This is a genomic window from Variovorax sp. 20P10.2.4 (assembly GCF_058244205.1).
In genome coordinates this window covers 1-17522 of the sequence record NZ_JBZAYE010000093.1, presented here as the reverse complement: position 1 = coordinate 17522, position 17522 = coordinate 1, and the positions used below count along the sequence as shown (strand labels likewise).

Sequence of the window (17522 nt, the reverse complement as noted above, 5' to 3'; positions counted from 1 at the left end):
CGCCACGAAGCGGGCCGCGAGCTGGCGGTAGTAGGGCGCGTCGAGCGCGGGCTGCAGCGCCTGGCGCCGATGGCGCCACACGGCGGTGCTCCAGAGCAGCAGCACGAGGCGCGGCAGCAGCCCGTAGGTGAGGATGCAGCCCGTGAGCCACAGCGCCCAGGTGCGCTGGCCCGAGGCCGGTGGCGTGGCGGCGAGCACGGTGGCGGCGTCGGGCACCGGGAAGCCCAGGCGCGACGGCGCCCAGCCCAGCGCATCGACCGCGCGCACGAAGAAGGCGGGATCGAGGATGGTGGTCTCCCAGCTCAGCGTGTAGCTGCGAAAGGCCAGCGCGAACAGCATCGCCGCGAGCACCACCGCGAAGGACAGCGACCAGATGCCGTGGCTCACGATGCCGAAGGCCCAGGGCAGCAGCTTCGCGCGGCCCAGCAGGCCGGTGGTGGCGCGCACGAGCAGCGGCGCCTGGCCATGCCGGCCGCCGGCCACGCGCGCGGTCAGCGAGAGCCAGATCCAGCCCAGCGAGGCCGCGCTGAACGAGGCCAGCGGCAGCCACAGCCCGAGCAGCCACAGCAGCAGCGTCAGCAGGTGCACGCCGAGCAGGCTCACGAGCGCGACGATCACGTTGATGTGACGCTCGCCACCGCCCACCACGTTGCCCGCGAGCGCGAGGCCGGCGACGACGATGAGGGCCACGAGCCCGAGCAGCACCCAGGGCGACCATTGGCGCGCGCGCCGTAGTTCGGCCTGCAGTCCCAGTCGTTCGCCGAGCTGGCGCGCGCGTTCGGCGATGCGTGCCGGCGTGTGCGGCGCCTGCGCGGCGATGCGCATGGCCTGCGCGTCGTCGAGCGGGCCGTTCTGCTCGGCCCATCGGATCGCCTCGGTGATCACCGCATCGGAAAAGTCGGGGTTCTCGCGCAGTGCGGTGGTGGTCAACAGCGTCCCTTCGCGAACAGAGGCAGGGCCGGCGGAAAGCCGACGATGAGCCCTCGGCCGAGGGCGGCTCAGCGCGCGGATTATGCCCGGCGCCCCCAAAGCAAAACGGGGCCGCAGCGCGGCCCCGTTCCTCTCTGGCGTGTGGATGGTTCGAGGGGGACTGACGTCTTTCAGCGCAGGCCGAAGAACGAAAGCACGGCCACGACCACGACGACCAGACCGACGATGTAAATGATGGAATTCACCGCGAGCACTCCACGTTGTTGACGATGGTCCCAGCATCACGGCGCAGGGGGTACCCAGGGTGTCGGCGGGGGGCGGCGGGTTCTGTAGGACTTGCAGGGCCGGTCGTGACATACCTTCCGCTGCCCGGGTCGGCCTAAGACTTCGTCTTGCGCGCCGGCTTCGAGGGCGCCTCGGGCCCGAGCGCCTGCTGCAGCAGCCAGCGCATCGCGTCGCGCACCTCGGCGGCATCGGCGCCCGCCTCGATCTCGAGCGCGGCGCGGTCGAAGGCGGCCGACAGCAGTTGCGAGAGCGCATCGAGCGAGACCTCGCCGCGGCCCATGCCGGCCTCGGCCAGTCCCTGGCGCAGCGAACGGGCGGCGTTCGCGTCGTCCATCGCCATGACCTCCGCCATGCCCAGCACGGCCGGCCCGTCGATTAGCAGCAGCCGGGTGCGGCCCGGCACGGTCATCGCGCGCAGGTAGGCATCGCTGCCGATCAGCAGCGCCTCACGTGGCGCCAGCGCCTCGGGCGTGGCGGCCGCGATCTCGGCGGCCACCGCGCGCGACTCCTGTTCGAGCACATGGCGGAACAGGTCGCGCTTGTCGGCGTAGTGGTGATAGAGCGCGCCGCGCGTGATGCCGGCCGCGGCCACGATGTCGGGCGTGGAGGTCTGGCCATAGCCCTGGTCGACGAAGAGGGCGCGCGCCGCCTCGGTCAGCGCCTGCCGCGTGGTCTCGGTGCGCTCCTTGTTGGTCCGGATGATCTTGGAGGTCATTTACATGCAGACTGTATGTATGTATATTCAATCAAACATACAAACTGTATGTCAGTTCCAGCCATCTCAAGGAGCCCCTCATGAAAGTCACGAGCTACTACCCGGTCATCATGACCAACGACGTTGCCGGCACGGCGGACTTCTACCAGCGCCACTTCGGCTTCGCGCCGCTGTTCACGAGCGACTGGTACGTGCACCTGCAACTGGAAGGCGAGCCCTCGGTCAACCTCGCGGTGCTCGATGGCCGGCACGAGACCATTCCCGCCGCGGGCCGCGGCAAGGTGGCGGGCGGGCTGTTGTTGAACTTCGAGGTGGACGATCCCGACGCGGTGCACGACCGCCTGGCCGCGGCCGGCCTGCCGGTGCTGCTGCCGCTGCGCGACGAGGCCTTCGGCCAGCGCCACTTCATCACCAGCGACCCGAACGGGGTGCTGATCGACATCATCAAGCCGATCCCGCCGAGCGGGGAGTTCGTGGCGCAGTACGAGGCGGGCGCGCTGCCGACCTGATCGGTCAGGCCAGGCGGCGGCGAGGCTCAGGCCAGCGCCGCCTCTTCCTCGTCGAGCGCGTCGCCCAGGAAGCCGCCGCTCTGGTGCGCCCACAGCCGCGCATAGAGCCCGCCCTTGGCCATCAGCGTGCGGTGGTCGCCTTCCTCCACCACGCGGCCCTCGTCGAGCACGATCAGCCGGTCCATGGCCGCGATGGTCGACAGCCGGTGCGCGATCGCGATCACGGTCTTGCCTTCCATCAGCGTGTAGAGGCTCTGCTGGATTGCGGCCTCGACCTCGGAGTCGAGCGCGCTGGTGGCCTCGTCGAGCAGCAGGATCGGCGCGTCCTTGAGCATCACGCGCGCGATCGCGATGCGCTGGCGCTGGCCGCCCGAGAGCTTCACGCCGCGCTCGCCCACGTGGGCCTCGTAGCCGTGGCGCCCGCTGGCGTCGCCCAGCGTGCCGATGAAGTCGTGCGCCTCGGCGCGGCGCGCGGCGGCCTCGATCTGCGCCGGCGTCGCGTCGGGACGGCCGTAGGCGATGTTGTCGGCCACCGAGCGGTGCATCAGCGAGGTGTCCTGCGTCACCATGCCGATGTGGCTGCGCAGCGAATCCTGTGTGGCCAGCGCGATGTCCTGGCCGTCGATCAGGATGCGGCCGCTCTCCAGGTCATGGAAGCGCAGCAGCAGGTTCACCAGCGTCGACTTGCCGGCGCCCGAGCGGCCCACCAGGCCGATCTTCTCGCCGGGCGCCACGGTCAGCGTGAGGTCCTCGATCACGCGCCGGCCGCCGGCCGCGCCGTAGCGGAAGCTCGCATGCTCGAAGCGCACCTCGCCGCGCGGCACCTCGAGCGGCTTCGCACCCGGCGCATCGAGCACGGCGCGCGGGCGCGACAGCGTCTTCATGCCGTCCTGCACCGTGCCGATGTTCTCGAACAGGCTGGTCATCTCCCACATGATCCAGTGCGACATGCCCTGCAGCCGCAGCGCCATGGCGGTGGCCGCGGCCACCGCGCCCACGCCGACCGCGCCGGTGGACCACAGCCACAGCGCCGTGCCCGCCATGCCGGCGGTCAGGCCCATGCTCAGCGTGTGGTTGACGATCTCGAAGGCGCTCACCAGCCGCATCTGGCCGTAGCCGGTGTGCATGAACTCGCGCATCGCGTCGCGCGCGAAGCCGGCCTCGCGCTGCGTGTGCGAGAACAGCTTGACGGTCGCGATGTTGGTGTAGGCATCGGTCACGCGGCCGGTCATCAGCGCGCGTGCATCGGCCTGCGCCTTGCCGACCGCGCCCAGGCGCGGCACGAAGTAGATCAGCGCGCCGATGTAGAAGGCCAGCCAGATCACGAACGGCCAGATCAGCTGCGCGTCGAGCACGCCCACCAGCACGATCATGGTGGCGACATACACGCCCATCGCCACCAGCACGTCGGCCAGCACGAACACGGTCTCGCGCACCGCGAGCGCGGTCTGCATCACCTTGGCCGTGATGCGGCCCGCGAACTCGTCCTGGTAGAAGGCCATGCTCTGGCCCAGCATCAGCCGGTGGAAGTTCCAGCGCAGCCGCATCGGCAGGTTGATCGCGAGCGTCTGGTGCTTGACGATGGTCTGCAGCGCGACCACCGCGATGCTGGCGACCAGCAGCCCGGCCATCCATGCGAGCGTGGTGCCGCGGTCTTCCCACAGGCGCGAGGGCGCCTGGCCGCCGAGCCAGTCGACCACGCGTCCGAGCAGCGCGAACAGCAGCGCCTCGAAGGTCGACATCACGGCGGTGAGCACCGCCATCGCGAGGATCTTGCCGCGCACGCCCTGCGTGCAGGCCCAGAGGAAGGCGAAGAAGCCTTGCGGCGGAAGCGGAGGTTCGGCGGCGGGGTAGGGGTGTAGAAGTTTTTCGAAGAAACGGAACAAGGACTGACTCTCCCGAAGAGCCGAAGACTGTAGCCGCGAGCGTATGACCTTGCCCTGAAAAGGTGCGTTTCTTCAGCTTCTGCGTGGTTTGCGCGACGAACTGGCGGGAACGGGCGCGGTCTTTGGTTCGAGCGCCGCGAGCCGCTCGCCGAGGAAGTCGATGAAAGTACGCAGCTTCGGTGCCATGTACTGGCGGCTGGTGTAGACCGCGAACAGCGTCACCGGGTGCGGTTCGTGGTCGGGCAACAGGCGCACCAGCCGGCCCTGCGCGAGGTCGTCCTCGAGCAGCCAGCCCGGCATGAAGGCCACGCCCATGCCCGCGCGCACCGCATGCAGCGTGAGCGTGGTGTCGTCCGAGCGCATGACCGGCGTGAGCCGCAGCGGGAACAGGCGCCCGCCCGGCCCCGTGAGCGCCAGGTGGTCGAGCGCCACGTAGCTCGGCACGATCGCGCCGAGCCGCGCCACCTCGGCCGGCACCGCGGGGCTGCCGCCCATGCGCGCGAGGTAGTCGGGCGTGCCCGCGAGGAAGAAGGGCACGCGGCACAGCGGCCGCGCGATCAGTGCGGGCGAGGGCTCCTGCGTGGCGCGCAGCGCGAGGTCGTAGCCGTCGGCCGCGAGGTCGACCTTGCGGTTCTCGAGGTGGATGTCGAGCAGCACCTCGGGATAGCGTGCACGGTAGTCGGCCAGCACCTGCGCGAAGCGCGCGGTGGCGCACCACACGGGCGCGCTGAGCTTGAGCTGGCCGCGCGGCGCCTCGCGGGTCTGGCCGATCGCGGCCTCGGCGGCATCGAGCAGGTCGAGCGCGCGCCGGCTCTGCTCGTACCAGGCGGTGCCGGCCTCGGTCAGGCTCAGGTGGCGGCTCGAACGGTGCAGCAGGCGCGCGCCCAGCGATTTCTCGAGCTGCGCCACGTGCTTGCTGGCCATCGGCGCCGACAGCCCGAGCCGCTCGGCGGCGGCCACGAAGCTGCCCGATTCGACGACCTCGCGGAACACGCGCAGGCTGGTCATGCGGTCCATCGATGATTTCCTCTGGAGAAACGATTCGATGAATCGTAGCCTGTCGATTTCCTCGCAGGAAATATCTACAGTCGACGCAACGCCTTCAAGGATGCAACGACATGATCCACGACAACCCGAATCGCCTGCCCACCTACTTCATCTCGCACGGTGGCGGCCCCTGGCCCTGGATGAAGCGCGAGATGGGCACCACCTACGACCGGCTCGCCGCCGCGCTGGCCGACATGCCGCGCCAGCTCGGCCGCACGCCCAAGGCCATCCTCATGGTGTCGGCCCACTGGGAGGCACCGGTGTTCACGGTGCAGGGCAACCCGCGCCCGCCGATGATCTACGACTACGGCGGCTTCCCGGCCCACACCTACGAGGTGCACTACGACGCGCCCGGCTCGCCCGAGCTCGCGCAGCGCGTGCAGTCGCTGATCGCCGCGGCCGGCCTGCCGGCGGCCATCGATCCCGAGCGCGGCTACGACCACGGCATGTTCTCGCCGATGGCCGCGATCTATCCGCAGGCCGAGGTGCCGGTGGTGCAGCTGTCGCTGCGCCGCGGCCTCGATCCGGCCGAGCACATCGCGCTGGGCCGTGCGCTCGCGCCGCTGCGCGACGAGGACGTGCTGATCGTCGGCAGCGGCCTGAGCTATCACAACCTGCGCAACTTCGGGCCGCAGGCGCATGGCGTGTCGAAGGCCTTCGGCGACTGGCTCGACGCCACCTCGGTCAAGGCCGCACCGGCGGAACGCGTGCAGCGCCTGCAGGATTGGGCCGCCGCGCCCTCGGCGCGCATGGCGCATCCGCGCGAGGAGCACCTGGTTCCGCTGATGGTGGCGGTGGGCGCGGCCGAGCAGGAAGCGGGCGAGCGCGTGTACCACGAGGAGGCCTTCATGGGCGGCCTCGTGGTGTCGAGCTACCGCTTCGGCGGCGCGGGCTACTTCTGATCGACCCGGCGCTCGGCGCCGTCTGAATCGACCAGCCCGACGCGTTGCTGCCGGCCCCAGGTGCCGCGCCCGGTCAGGAAGGTCCACCAGCCCCAGGCCGCGCCCGTGTGGCGCAGCAGCTGGAAAGTGAAGGGCTCGATCAGCGCGGCCGCGAAGGCCTGCAGCATGCCGGCCTCGCCGTCGTGGCCGACCCAGCGCCGGTACAGGTGCACCGACCACAGGTGGAAGACGAGGTCGAGCACGATCTTGGCGGCGATCACGCCGGCCGCGGGCAGCAGCACGCCGAAGTCGCCGCGCACCAGGTACATCACGAGCAGGCCGAAGGCGGCGAGGCCGTACAGCGGCTGCAGGGTGTCGATGGCCTTGACCGGCAGCATCGCGATGCCGAGCCAGCCGTAGCGGCGGTCGCCGACCATCGCGCGGTACCAGTACTGGGTCTGCAGGAAGCCGCCGAACCAGCGCCGGCGCTGGCGCAGGAAGGCGCCCACGCTGCTGGGTGCGTCGGTGCGCGCCTGCGCGTCGCCGAGCACGCGCACGCGCCAGTCGAGGCCGTGCGCCTGGGCATGGCGGTGCAGCCGGTGGATGAGCTCGTAGTCCTCGACCAGGCAATCGGTGTCGAAGCCGCCCACGGCGCGCACCGCGTCGCGCCGGAAGCCCGCGAAGGCGCCCGAGATCAGCAGCAGGCCGTCGACGCGCATCCAGGCATAGCGCGAGAGGAAGTTGCGGATGTACTCGTAGGTCTGGAACCACTGCAGCAGGCGACCGCCCAGCGTGCGGCTGCACACCGGCGTGATGACGCCGGTGGCCGCCACCAGCGCGGGCTCGTCCGAGAAGGCGCGGCGCACCGCGGCGATGGCATGCGCGTCGAGCAGGGTGTCGCCGTCGACGGTGAGCACGGTCTCGGTGTCGATGCACAGCACCGCGGCGTTCAAGGCCACCGCTTTGCCGCCGTGCGGCAGCCGCAGCCAGTGCAGGTTGGGGTGCAGGGTGCTTGCGGCGCTGAGCTGCCCCGGCTCGGGTGATTCGAGCCCGTAGCGCGTGGTCAGCAGTTCGGCCGTGCCGTCGGTCGAGCCGTCGTCGGCGATCACGATGCGGTCGGGCGCATCGGTCTGGCCCAGCAGCGCGGCCAAGGTCACGGGCAGCACCGCGGCCTCGTCGTGCGCGGCGACGATCACGCCCAGCGTGGCGCGGTGCGGGGCCACGGCGGGATGCGGCAGGGGCGCCGAGGCCAGCGCGATGCCGCGCGGGCGCAGGATCGCGAGCGTCTGCCAGCCCACGAACAGCAGCAGCACGGTGTCGTAGAGCACGTAGGCCACGCCCACCGACCAGGCCTGCACGTTGCCCAGGCGGAAGGCCATGGCGAACAGCAGCCCCCACAGCAGCAGCACACCGCCATGGATGAGCCAGCTTCGCAGCGGCGTGGCGGGGGGCGAGAGTCGCGGTGACGCGGCGACGAAGGCGGAGCGGAGCAGGTCGTTCAAGACAGGGGCGCCAGGGCGATGGGAAGGTGTACGCCCGGAACGGGCCGGCGGTTTCGAATGTCCGAGGCCGAAGACCGGACAATCGCGCGCCTGACAGGCTGAGTCGCACTCCCGCCGAAAATTCCCGCATGCCCCCTCACCATCGCTACACACGCACCGCCATCGCGCTGCACTGGATCATCGCACTGCTGATGATCGTCAACATCGCGCTGATCCTCTCGGTCGACCGCTTTCCCGACGACTGGGTGCGCCCGGCCATCGACACCCACAAGTCGATCGGCATCACCGTGCTGGGGCTGGTGATCCTGCGCATCCTGTGGCGCGCCACCCACCGGCCGCCGGCCATGCCCGGCAGCTACGGCCGGCTCGAACGCATCGGCGCGCATGCGGCCCACGGCGCGCTGTACCTCGTGATGATCGCGCTGCCGCTGTCGGGCTGGATGCACGACTCGGCCTGGAAGGACGCGGCCACGCACCCGATGCAGCTGTTCGGTCTGTTCGAATGGCCGCGCATCGGCTGGATCATGGACATCGAGGCCGCCGCCAAGGAGAACCTCCACACCGTGCTGGGCGGCGTGCACACCTGGGCCGGTTATGTGCTTTACGTGCTGTTCGCGCTGCACCTGATCGGTGCGCTCAAGCACCAGTTCCTCGACGGCGAGGCCGAGCTGCAGAGGATGCTGCCATGAGCGCGGACCTGTCCGGACTCTCGGCCGCGACCGAGGAAGAAGCCCGCGCCGTCATCGCGCGCGTCGATGCGTTGTCGACCCACCACGACATCGAGCAGGCCGGCGTGCGCGTCCGCTGGCGCCGCTTCGGTCCCGCCGACGGCGGCGCCCATCCGCCGCTGGTGCTGCTGCATGGCGGCCACGGCAGCTGGATGCACTGGCTGCGCAATGCCGAGGCCCTGTCGGCCGAGCGCGCGCTGTGGCTGCCCGACATGCCGGGCTTCAACGATTCGGGCACGCCGCCCCCGCCGGCGCCCGACGAACATCCGCTCGCGCCCTCGCTCGCGGCGCTGGCCGGCTCGCTCGATGCATTGATCGGCGCCGGCACGCCGATCGACCTCGGCGGCTTCTCCTTCGGCGGCGTGGTGGCCTCGCAGTTCGCGCTGCACCGGCGCGCGGTGCGCCGCATGCTGCTGGTGGGCAGCGGCGGCCACGGCACGATGCGGCGCATGGCGGTCGAGATGATCAACTGGCGCCTCGCGCAGGACCGCGAGGCGGAGCGCGCCGCGCTGCTGCACAACCTCGGCGCGCTGATGCTGCACGACATGTCGCGCGCCGATCCGCTGGCCTTCGAGATCCACGACATCGCTTGCCATGGCACGCGCTTTCGCAGCAAGGAGGTGTCGCGCCGCGGCGGCCTGCAGGCGGCGCTGGCCGAGATTCCCGGGCCCAAGCTCTTTCTCTGGGGCGAGTTCGACGTGACCGCCGATTCGCGCGCGCTGGTCGCGCGGCTCGTGGCCGAGGGGCTGCAGCGCGAAGGCGCCGTGGTCGACGGCGCGGGGCACTGGGTGCAGTACGAGCGGGCCGAGGAATTCAACCGGCGCGTGGCCGACTTCCTCGATCGCTGAGCGGCGTCAGCCCAGCACCTCGGCCGCGTGCCGCTTCCAGAACGCCGCGTCGGGCACCGGCCCCGCGCCGGCCGCGGCGTTCTCGGCCATGTGGGCCGCGCGGCTGGTGCCGGGGATGGTGCAGGTCACGGCCGGATGGCTCAGCACGAACTTCAGCAGCACCTGGGCCCAGCTCGCGCAGCCGATCTCCGCGGCCCAGCCCGGCAGCGCGCGTTCGCGCAGCCGGCGCAGCAGTCCGCCACCGCCGAAGGGCATGTTGACGATCACCGCCACGCCGCGCTCGGCCGCCAGCGGCAGCAGCCGTTCGGCGGCGGCGCGCGCATCGAGCGAGTAGTTGATCTGCAGGAAGTCGAGCGGCTGCGCGCGCAGCACCGCCTCGACCTCGTCGTAGGCCGAGGCCGTGTAGTGCGTGATGCCCAGGTAGCGCACGCGGCCCTGCGTCTTCCATTCGCGCAAGGTCGCGAGCTGGGTGCGCCAGTCGACCAGGTTGTGGATCTGCATCAGGTCCACGCGCTCGGTGCGCAGCCGCGCGAAGGACTGCTCCATCTGCGCGATGCCGGCCTCGCGGCCCGAGGTCCAGACCTTGGTTGCGAGGAAGGGACGGCGCGCGCCGCGAGCCGCCGCCGTGGCGGCCAGCAGCTCGCCGGTGCTCTCCTCGGAGCGGCCGTACATCGGCGAGCTGTCGATCACCGTGCCGCCCGCGGCGAACAGCGCCTCGAGCACGCCCGCGAGGCGCTGGTACTCCTCGCTGCCGGGACGCTGGTCGAAACCGAGCCAGGTGCCGCAGCCGATCACGGGCAGCGCTTCCTGGGTGGAGGGGATGGGGCGGGTGTTCATGGTCGGCGCAGGCGTGGACCCGGCCGGCCGCTGCGCGAACGCGCTCAGCGCGGCGCTCGCGGGCAGGGCCGCGGCGAGCCGCAGGAACTGCGCGCGATGCATCGGCGCCGCGAGCGCGGGCCGAGAGGAGGGCGTCGGGCCGGGGGGCTTCATGGGAAGGGTGGAATCGACGATAGCACCGGCCCCTGCATCGCGCAGCGGCTCGAGGGGGCGGGCCGCGGGTTGGCGCCGATGCAACACCTTCGTCCGGTGGATTGCCCGCGGATGTTCCCGAATGTATCGTGCGCGTCCGCAGGTGGAGGGCCTGCCGTCCGGCCGTCGAGCGATCCGCCGCAGCCATCCCGCAAAACCATTCCAACAAGAGAGCCACGACCGTGACCCCGTTTCCCCGACCCATCGTCCGCCTGCTGCGCGGGTTCGTGCTGCTGCTGGCCGCGGCCCTGCTGGCCGCCTGCGTCGCGCCGCCGATCGCGCCCGAGCAGACCCTGACGGGCCATGAAGGCGCCGTGGTGATGAAGCTGATCACCAACAGCCCCGGCGAGAACGACCCGGCCGAAACGCTGTGGACCCTGCATCTCCAACGCGTGCTCGGGCCCGGCGAGAAGCAGACCGGCCAGGACATGGTGGTGCTGCAGCGCACGCGCCGTTCCACCTACACCACGGCCGTCTTCAGCGGCATGGTCGCGCCGGGCCGCTACATCATCAAGCACGCGGCGGGCGGCTCGGGCAACATGAGCTACACCTTCCCCATCGATGCGAAGTTCGGCAGCTTCGACGTGGTGCGCGACGAGGTTACGCTGCTCGGCACCTTGCTGATCCAGCCGCGCGGGGGCTCGCGCTTCGTCGTCGCCTACGTGCGGCCGGAGGAAGAACTGCAGAAGACCTTCGAGACCCTCTATCCAGCGCTGGCGGCGCAGACGCGCGATCGCCCGCAGCACGGTTTCATCTTCACGCCCGACCTGCATCGCCGCGCCGCGCTGGCGCCGCAGCTCAAGCGGCTCGCTTCCGCCTGGCATGGCCTGGCACAGACCGCCGACGGCGAGTTCATGGCCGGCGCCAAGCTCGGCAAGGTGCTGTGGCGCAAGAGCGGCGAGAGCCGCTGGCGCGAGATCGACGCGAAGACCTGGCGCGAGGTGCTGTCGGTGCGGCCGTACCGCGGCGGCCTGCTGGTGGCCGGCGAGGAAGGCCTGCTGCGCCTGTCGACCGACGAGGGCGATACCTGGAAGGACCTGCTGCCGCCCGACGACGGCCTGATCCAGGTGGCGCAGCCGATGCGCGACGGCAGTCTGGTGGTGGTCTCGCGCAGCGACAGCCTCTGGAGTGTCTACGCGTCGGCCGATCCGGGCGTCGGGTGGCGCAAGCTCGGCGAGTTCTCCGACAGCCGTTCGATCAACATGCCGTGGATGCGCAGCATGGCCTTCGGCACGCCCGACCGGGTGGGCGTGATGATGCCGAACGGCGACCTCCACGCCACTGACGGCCGCACGCTGACGCGCTCGAGCAATGGCCAGTCCACCCTCGACGTGAACGCGCTGCCCGACGGCACCCTGGTGTCGCAGACGGCGATCTTCACCAAGTCCACCATGCTGTCGCCGGACTGGGGGCAGACCTGGAGCGACCTCAACACCAGCCGCTTCGTCGTGACCATCGCCTTCAAGGACCGCCAGACGGCCTATGCGGTGGCGCCGATCGCACCCGGGCTGATGCCCGGTGCGATGGGGCTGATGACCACGCGCGACGGCGGCAAGAGCTGGACCCACACCGGCGGCTCGCCGAGCATCACGGGGCCGCAGGCCGTGCGCCAGATGATGGTGGACCGCTCCGACGGCTCCCTGATCGCCTTCCTGCCCGACAACCTGATCCTGCGTTCCGCGGACGAGGGCAAGAGCTGGAAGATCGTCAAGGACAACTGAAGCGCGGCGCGGTCCTCACTGCGCTTGCGAGACCTTGACCCCCGCGGCCCCGCCGACCGGCCGGTTCATGTACGCCAGCGTGCTGCCCACCAGCGCGCGCACGCCCACGCGCAGCGCCGATTCGTCGATCACGAACTCGGACGAATGGTTGGGCGCGCCGTTGCGGTCGGCGAAGGGCGAGGCATTGAGGTGCCAGAACACGATCGGGATGTTCTTGCCGAAGGAACCGAAGTCCTCCGAGCCCATGCTCGGCTGCGACTCGCGCGCCTTGCCGGGGCCGGCCGCGGTCTCGAGCGCCTGCGTCACGGCCTGCGTGGCGGCCGGATCGCTGACCAGCACCTCGTAGCCGGTATCGATCGTGACCTCGGCCGTCAGGCCGTGGCTCTCGGCGATCTTCTGCGCCTTGAGCCGGATGGCGTCGTGCGCGGTCTTCTGGTTCTTCTGCGACAGCGAGCGCACGGTGCCGGCGATCTCGGCCGTGTCGGGCAGGATGTTCACGCGGTTGCCGCTCTGCAGCAGGCCCACGGTCACCACGGTCGGGCCGTCGAGCGGATCGATCTGGTGGCTCACGATGTTCTGCAGCGCCAGCGCGATCTCGGCCGCGGCCAGCGTGGGGTCCTTCGCGGTCCAGGGCGAGGAGCCGTGGCCGCCCTTGCCTTTGAGCGCGATCTTGAACACGTCGCCGCTGGCCATCAGGCTGCCGCGCCGGTAGCTGATGGTGCCCGAGGGCGCGCGCGCACTGATGTGCTGGCCCATCACCACGTCGACCTTCGGGTTGTCGAGCACGCCGGCCTTGACCATCGCGGGCGCGCCGCTGGCCACCGGCCCCGGGCCCTGTTCCTCGGCGGGCTGGAACAGGAACACCACCGTGCCCGGCAGTTCGTCGCGCACCTTCGACAGCGCCTGCGCCGCGCCCAGCAGCATGGCCACGTGCGTGTCGTGACCGCAGGCGTGCGAGACCGGCACGTCGCTGTTGAGCCAGGGCGCCTTCACGGTCGAGCGGAACGGCAGCTCGTTGCGCTCGGCCACCGGCAGCGCGTCCATGTCGGCGCGCAGCGCCACCACCGGGCCCGGCTTGCCGCCGCGCAGCACCGCCTTGATGCCGGTCTTGGCGACGCCGGTCTGGACCTCGATGCCGGGCATCTTCGCGAGCGCCGCGGCGATGTAGGCGGCCGTCTGCACCTCCTGGTACGACAGCTCCGGATGCTGGTGCACATGGCGGCGCCATTCGATCACCTGCGCCTCGGAGGCATCCGCGAGCGCCAGCGCGCGTGCCGTCAGCGCATGGCCGGCATCGGGCGCCGGCGCGGTCTGGGCCGAGGCCGCGACGTGGAAGAGGCTGCCGGAGAGCATCAGCAGGGCGAAGCGGGAGCGGAGTTTCATGGGTGGCTGAAGAAGGAAAGGTGAAGGGGAGGTGTCCTGGCGGCCGACCATAGCGAAAGCCGGCGCATCGGAAAAGACTCGAAAAACTCCAGGGCGATCAAAATCCCTGATCACCCCCATCTCCTCGTCCTCCCGTGAACCTGCGCCATCTGAAGATCTTCGAAGCGATCGCCGAGGCCGGCAGCATCCGCGCCGCGGCGCGCGTGGCCGGCCTCACGCAGCCCGCCATGACCTACGCGATGCGCGAGCTCGAGCAGAGCGTGGGCGCGCAGCTGCTGGTGCGCAGCGCCCAGGGCGTATCGCTCACCGTGATCGGCGAGGCCCTGCTCCAGCGCGCGCGGCTGCTGGCCAACGAGGTGCGCCGCGCCGAGGACGAGATCGCGCAGCTGCGCGACGGTGCCGGCGGCCTGCTGCGCGTCGCCTTCAGCTCGTTCGCGGTCGAGCGGCTGCTGCCCGACGCGCTGCAGGACTTCCGCCGCAAGTGGCCGGGCGTCGCGCTCGAGCTGCAGGAGCTCAGCGGCGCCGACGTGAAGGGCCTCTGGAGCCGCGGCGATTTCGACTTCGCGATCCTCGGCGAACTCGAGCCCGATGCCGGCGACGGCGTGCACCGCGAGACGCTGCTCGAGTTCCCGCTCGCGGTGGTGGCCGGCGCGAAGCATCCGCTGGCGCGCGTGCGTTCGATGGCGAAGCTGCACGAGGCCATGTGGGTGGTGCCCTGGTACGGCGTCGAGCTGCTGCGCCGCCACTTCGCCGCGGCCGGCCTGCCGCCGCCGCGCGACATCGTGATCTGCCATTCGTGGCAGCTCGGCATCACGCTGGTGAAGAAATCCGGCGCGCTGACCCTGGCCGCGGCTTCGCTGTTCAAGCATGCCGTGGCGGCGCGCGGGCTGGTCGCGCTGCAGGTCGCGGACAGGCTGCCCCAGGTGCGGGTGTCGCTGCTGATGCGCGATCCCGCGGCGCTCACGCCGGCGGCGCGGGCGTTCTCGCAGTCGTTGAAGGCGGTGGCGGATGGGGTGTCGGCGGGGGGGCGGTAGCCGGCCGGCTCATTCCGCGCGAAGACACGCGGCGGTGCCTGTGCTCCAATCCCATTCCACCCTCGCCATCCCGCCGCATCCGCCATGGGCTTGCCGCTCCCGCTCGTCCGCCTGTCCTCGCTCGACCTCGTGCGCGGCTTCGTCGCGGTGGGGCGGCGCATGAGCATCTCGCTGGCGGCACAGGACCTGTGCGTGACGCAGTCGGCGGTCAGCAAGCAGGTGCATGCGCTCGAGGCGCAGCTCGGCGTGAAGCTGCTGGTGCGCGGCCATCGTTCGATCTCGTTCACGCCCGAGGGCGAGCGGCTGTTCCGCAGCGCCGATGCGGTGGTGCAGCAGCTGCAGGAGGTGATGGGCGAGATCGGCCGCACCGGCGCGCAGCGGCCGGTGACGCTGAGCGCCAGCATCGGCGTCACGGGGCTGTGGCTGTTGCCGCGGCTCAGCCGGGTGCAGGACATCCATCCGGGCGTGGACGTGCGCGTGTCGGCCAACAACCGCGTGGCCGACCTGCGCAATGAGGGCATCGACCTCGCGATCCGCTACACCACGCCCGCGCTGGCGCCGGCGGGCGCGGTGCGGCTGTTCGGCGAAACGGTGGCGCCGGTGGCGCATCCCTCGCTGGCGCTGCCGCCGCTGGCCTCGGCCGAGGCGATCGCGGCGCTGAACCTGCTCGAGTTCGACGATGCGCAGCGGCCCTGGCTGCAGTGGCACGACTGGCTGGCCGCGGCCGGCTGGGCCGACGCCAGGCCGCGCGGCATGCTGCGCTTCAACCAGTACGACCAGCTGATCCAGGCCGCGATGGCGGGGCAGGGCGTGGCGCTCGGGCGGCTCGAGCTGATCCAGCCGCTGCTCGACGACCGGCGGCTGGTGCGCGTGGAGGCCGCGTTGCCGGCCCAGCCCTCGGGCCATGCCTACTGGCTGATCCAGGCCGAGCCGCAGCCGCGCGAGGAGGTGCGGCACGTGGCCGAGTGGCTGGTGGCGGAAGCGAAGGGCTCCGCGCCGCGCTGAGCCCGTGGGTTCAGGCGCCGGCCTGCGCGCGGGCGAACGCCAGCGCATCGTCGAGCCGGTCGTTGCCCCAGAACATCTCGTCGCCGACGAAGAAGGTGGGCGCGCCGAAGATGCCTTTCTCCATCGCGGTCTCGGTCTGGCGGCGCAGGCGCAGCTTGTTGGCGTCCGACAGCGCCTCGTCGATCACGCGATGCGCGTGCAGGTCCATGTCGGCGAGCAGCCGGGCCATGGTCTCGGGCGCGTCGATGTCGCGGTCCTCGGCGAAGTTCAGCCGCATCGTGCGGCGGCAGAACTCGCCGATCCACGGCTGGCCGGCGCCGGCCAGCGCAATGCGCAGCGGCAGCACGGCGGCACGCGGGAAGTTGCCGGGCCGCTGCCAGGGCAGGCCGTACTTGCGGCACTGGCGCACCATGTCCTTCCAGACGTAGTCGCCCTTTTCCTTCTGCAGCACGAAGGGCGAGGTCTCCCAGCCCAGGGCGCGGAACACCGGCCCGAGCAGGAAGGGTTGCCAGCGCAGCGCGACGCCGTGCGCGGCGGCGGCCTGCTCGATGCGCATCGCGCTGAGGTAGCTGTAGTTGCTGCCGAAGTCGAACCAGAAGTCGAGCGTGGGTGCGTTCATGGCCATGGCCTTTCTCACTCGAACACCACCAGGCAGCGCGCCTCGATGCTCTCGCGCAGCGGGGCATCGGCCGGCGCCAGCGGATGGTCGAAGGCCGCGTGCGGCGTGAAGCGCGCGACGCCGCCGAGCTGCGCGTCGTACTGCTTGAACACCAGCGCCTCGTGCCGGTCCATGCGCGAGAAGTACGACCAGCGGTGGGTGGGGGCATGGGTGGCGAGGTAGATCTCGCCGGTGCGCTTCGGATAGCGCACCTCGGCATTCACCAGGTCGCGCGCCATCACCGTGCGCGCATCGCAGACGGCCAGCGGGGTGTCGAGCACCGGCCCGGCGATCGAGCGCCAGATGTTGACGATGCAGTAGCGCCGCACGGCGGCGGCCTCGGCCGCGCTCGCGAGCACCAGCGCCAGCCGGCGCCGGCCCGATTCCTCGGTGTAGTCGTTGTGAATGCGGCCGTTGGCGGCGGCCTTGCCGTCGGTCTTGCCGCGGCCGAAGTTCAGCGCGGCGCGCTCGGGCTCGCGCTGTCGCACCAGGTGATCGAACACGTGGGCGCGCGCGCCGCCGGTGACCGCGAGCGCGAGCGCGGCCAGCTCGGGGTAGTAGACGGCCTGGACCTCGGCATCGTCGAGGAAGTCGGCGACCGCGGTCGGCGCCTCGCGCAGCTCGAAGCCCTCGCGCTCGATGTGGGTCGCCCGGCCGCGGGCATCGGCGATCGGCATCGCGATCCGCTCGTACTCGCCGCTTTCCCAGGGCAGGCCGGGCGGCGGCGTGAAGGCGTAGCTGTAGGGCCGCAGCGCGGTCGGCCGCAGGTAGTTGAGGCCGGCCTCGATGTCGCCGCTGGCGGACAGCGGCGCGGCGGCGATGGCCGAGCCGGCGGGTGGGGAATGGGAAAGGGTGGCGTGCATTCCTGGGGCTCCTGGGACATGGCCCGCTGGCGACCGCGGCGGCCCATCCGCCGCGGCCACGAGGACCATTCTTCGTGAAGCCATTGGAGCGGCTTCGGCGCGGGGCTTCAAACGAGATCTTGGCGCCATCGCATGAGCCATTGGAATGGGAGAAGGGGCCCTGCAAAGAAATTTGCCGCCCCGATTGCGAACCCCTGAAATACTGGATAAAAATACAGTTAACAGTTTCATCATGGGCCTTCCTTCCCTCGCCTCCCTCTCTCCCGCCGCCGGCCGCGGCGTCTGGCATGCCGACGAGCTCGGCAGCGCCGACGCGCAGGTCATCGGCACCGGCCATGCCGCGCTCGACGCGCAGCTGCCGGGGGGAGGCTGGCCGGTCGGTGCCATGAGCGAGTTGCTGCAGGCCGCGCCCGAGGACCATGTCTGGCGGCTGCTGCTGCCCGCGCTGGTGCAGTCGGTGGCGGCGCGCGGCGGCCCCGTGGTGCTGATCGGTCCGCC

16 protein-coding genes and 1 pseudogene are annotated in these 17522 nt (G+C 71.1%); 8 read left to right on the top strand and 9 right to left on the bottom strand.

The genetic code is table 11. From position 1 onward, the window contains the following. Together AC27VN_RS11950 and AC27VN_RS11945 are read right to left on the bottom strand one after the other, a co-directional pair. Nucleotides 1–930, bottom strand: a 930-nt coding sequence (locus AC27VN_RS11950) for a DUF2868 domain-containing protein (protein WP_490876675.1), incomplete at its 3' end; no start/stop codon positions are given. A gap of 379 nt (nt 931–1309) precedes the next feature. Next, nucleotides 1310–1930, bottom strand: a complete 621-nt coding sequence (locus AC27VN_RS11945) for a TetR/AcrR family transcriptional regulator (protein ID WP_490876674.1) — start codon at nt 1928–1930, stop codon at nt 1310–1312. Between the two features lie 80 nt (nt 1931–2010). Here AC27VN_RS11945 and AC27VN_RS11940 point away from each other — a divergent pair, with 80 nt between their 5' ends. Then, on the top strand, nt 2011–2439 hold the full coding sequence (locus AC27VN_RS11940) for a VOC family protein (RefSeq protein WP_296798507.1): 429 nt from the start codon (nt 2011–2013) through the stop codon (nt 2437–2439). Nucleotides 2440–2465: 26 nt separating this feature from the next. Here AC27VN_RS11940 and AC27VN_RS11935 read toward each other — a convergent pair whose 3' ends face one another. Continuing rightward, entirely contained in the window at nt 2466–4325 is a 1860-nt protein-coding gene (locus AC27VN_RS11935; RefSeq protein ID WP_093344647.1) for an ABC transporter ATP-binding protein, read from the bottom strand. A gap of 72 nt (nt 4326–4397) precedes the next feature. Further along, a complete protein-coding gene (locus AC27VN_RS11930; protein ID WP_490876673.1) occupies nt 4398–5342 on the bottom strand; it encodes a LysR family transcriptional regulator in 945 nt (314 codons plus the stop codon). A gap of 101 nt (nt 5343–5443) precedes the next feature. On the opposite strand from AC27VN_RS11930, the gene AC27VN_RS11925 reads away from it, so the two are divergent. Beyond that, nucleotides 5444–6274: a DODA-type extradiol aromatic ring-opening family dioxygenase gene (locus AC27VN_RS11925; protein WP_490876672.1), complete on the top strand. Its 831-nt coding sequence runs from the start codon at nt 5444–5446 to the stop codon at nt 6272–6274. On the opposite strand, the gene AC27VN_RS11920 is transcribed toward AC27VN_RS11925, so the two are convergent. Continuing rightward, nucleotides 6265–7755, bottom strand: a complete 1491-nt coding sequence (locus tag AC27VN_RS11920; RefSeq protein ID WP_490876671.1) for a glycosyltransferase family 2 protein — start codon at nt 7753–7755, stop codon at nt 6265–6267. The genes AC27VN_RS11925 and AC27VN_RS11920 overlap by 10 nt on opposite strands. 128 nt (nt 7756–7883) lie before the next feature. Here AC27VN_RS11920 and AC27VN_RS11915 point away from each other — a divergent pair, with 128 nt between their 5' ends. Both AC27VN_RS11915 and AC27VN_RS11910 read left to right on the top strand, forming a co-directional pair. Beyond that, nucleotides 7884–8444 carry a cytochrome b gene (locus AC27VN_RS11915; protein ID WP_093344637.1) on the top strand — a complete coding sequence of 187 codons (561 nt, stop codon included), beginning with the start codon at nt 7884–7886 and terminating at the stop codon, nt 8442–8444. Then, nucleotides 8441–9331: an alpha/beta fold hydrolase gene (locus tag AC27VN_RS11910; protein WP_490876670.1), complete on the top strand. Its 891-nt coding sequence runs from the start codon at nt 8441–8443 to the stop codon at nt 9329–9331. Before AC27VN_RS11915 ends, AC27VN_RS11910 begins: the two co-directional genes overlap by 4 nt. Before the next feature lie 6 nt (nt 9332–9337). Here the strand turns inward: AC27VN_RS11910 and AC27VN_RS11905 are convergent, their stop codons facing one another. After that, nucleotides 9338–10270, bottom strand: a complete 933-nt coding sequence (locus AC27VN_RS11905; RefSeq protein ID WP_490876677.1) for an aldo/keto reductase — start codon at nt 10268–10270, stop codon at nt 9338–9340. Between the two features lie 272 nt (nt 10271–10542). On the opposite strand from AC27VN_RS11905, the gene AC27VN_RS11900 reads away from it, so the two are divergent. Further along, entirely contained in the window at nt 10543–12081 is a 1539-nt protein-coding gene (locus tag AC27VN_RS11900; protein WP_093344632.1) for a WD40/YVTN/BNR-like repeat-containing protein, read from the top strand. 15 nt (nt 12082–12096) lie between these two features. Here the strand turns inward: AC27VN_RS11900 and AC27VN_RS11895 are convergent, their stop codons facing one another. Beyond that, nucleotides 12097–13464: a M20 metallopeptidase family protein gene (locus AC27VN_RS11895; protein WP_490876669.1), complete on the bottom strand. Its 1368-nt coding sequence runs from the start codon at nt 13462–13464 to the stop codon at nt 12097–12099. A 134-nt stretch (nt 13465–13598) separates the two neighbouring features. On the opposite strand from AC27VN_RS11895, the gene AC27VN_RS11890 reads away from it, so the two are divergent. Both AC27VN_RS11890 and AC27VN_RS11885 read left to right on the top strand, forming a co-directional pair. After that, a complete protein-coding gene (locus tag AC27VN_RS11890) occupies nt 13599–14498 on the top strand; it encodes a LysR family transcriptional regulator (protein WP_431509301.1) in 900 nt (299 codons plus the stop codon). A gap of 90 nt (nt 14499–14588) precedes the next feature. Beyond that, on the top strand, nt 14589–15503 hold the full coding sequence (locus AC27VN_RS11885) for a LysR substrate-binding domain-containing protein (protein ID WP_490876676.1): 915 nt from the start codon (nt 14589–14591) through the stop codon (nt 15501–15503). 10 nt (nt 15504–15513) lie between these two features. On the opposite strand, the gene AC27VN_RS11880 is transcribed toward AC27VN_RS11885, so the two are convergent. Together AC27VN_RS11880 and AC27VN_RS11875 are read right to left on the bottom strand one after the other, a co-directional pair. Further along, nucleotides 15514–16122 (bottom strand): 2-hydroxychromene-2-carboxylate isomerase, encoded by a 609-nt coding sequence (locus tag AC27VN_RS11880; RefSeq protein ID WP_296799351.1) that lies wholly within the window; start codon nt 16120–16122, stop codon nt 15514–15516. 14 nt (nt 16123–16136) lie between these two features. Beyond that, complete coding sequence (locus tag AC27VN_RS11875; protein ID WP_490876668.1) at nt 16137–17024, bottom strand: CmcJ/NvfI family oxidoreductase; 888 nt, start codon at nt 17022–17024, stop codon at nt 16137–16139. 232 nt (nt 17025–17256) lie between these two features. Between AC27VN_RS11875 and AC27VN_RS11870 the strand changes: the two are divergent. Further along, a pseudogene (locus AC27VN_RS11870) lies at nt 17257–17522 on the top strand (translesion DNA synthesis-associated protein ImuA); the annotation flags it as partial.

Coding starts and splice junctions, on each gene's coding strand:
- AC27VN_RS11945 (WP_490876674.1), bottom strand. CDS start 1,930: ATGACCTCCAAGATCATCCGGACCAACAAGGAGCGCACCGAGACCACG.
- AC27VN_RS11940 (WP_296798507.1), top strand. CDS start 2,011: ATGAAAGTCACGAGCTACTACCCGGTCATCATGACCAACGACGTTGCC.
- AC27VN_RS11930 (WP_490876673.1), bottom strand. CDS start 5,342: ATGGACCGCATGACCAGCCTGCGCGTGTTCCGCGAGGTCGTCGAATCG.
- AC27VN_RS11925 (WP_490876672.1), top strand. CDS start 5,444: ATGATCCACGACAACCCGAATCGCCTGCCCACCTACTTCATCTCGCAC.
- AC27VN_RS11915 (WP_093344637.1), top strand. CDS start 7,884: ATGCCCCCTCACCATCGCTACACACGCACCGCCATCGCGCTGCACTGG.
- AC27VN_RS11910 (WP_490876670.1), top strand. CDS start 8,441: ATGAGCGCGGACCTGTCCGGACTCTCGGCCGCGACCGAGGAAGAAGCC.
- AC27VN_RS11905 (WP_490876677.1), bottom strand. CDS start 10,270: ATGCATCGCGCGCAGTTCCTGCGGCTCGCCGCGGCCCTGCCCGCGAGC.
- AC27VN_RS11895 (WP_490876669.1), bottom strand. CDS start 13,464: ATGAAACTCCGCTCCCGCTTCGCCCTGCTGATGCTCTCCGGCAGCCTC.
- AC27VN_RS11880 (WP_296799351.1), bottom strand. CDS start 16,122: ATGAACGCACCCACGCTCGACTTCTGGTTCGACTTCGGCAGCAACTAC.
- AC27VN_RS11875 (WP_490876668.1), bottom strand. CDS start 17,024: ATGCACGCCACCCTTTCCCATTCCCCACCCGCCGGCTCGGCCATCGCC.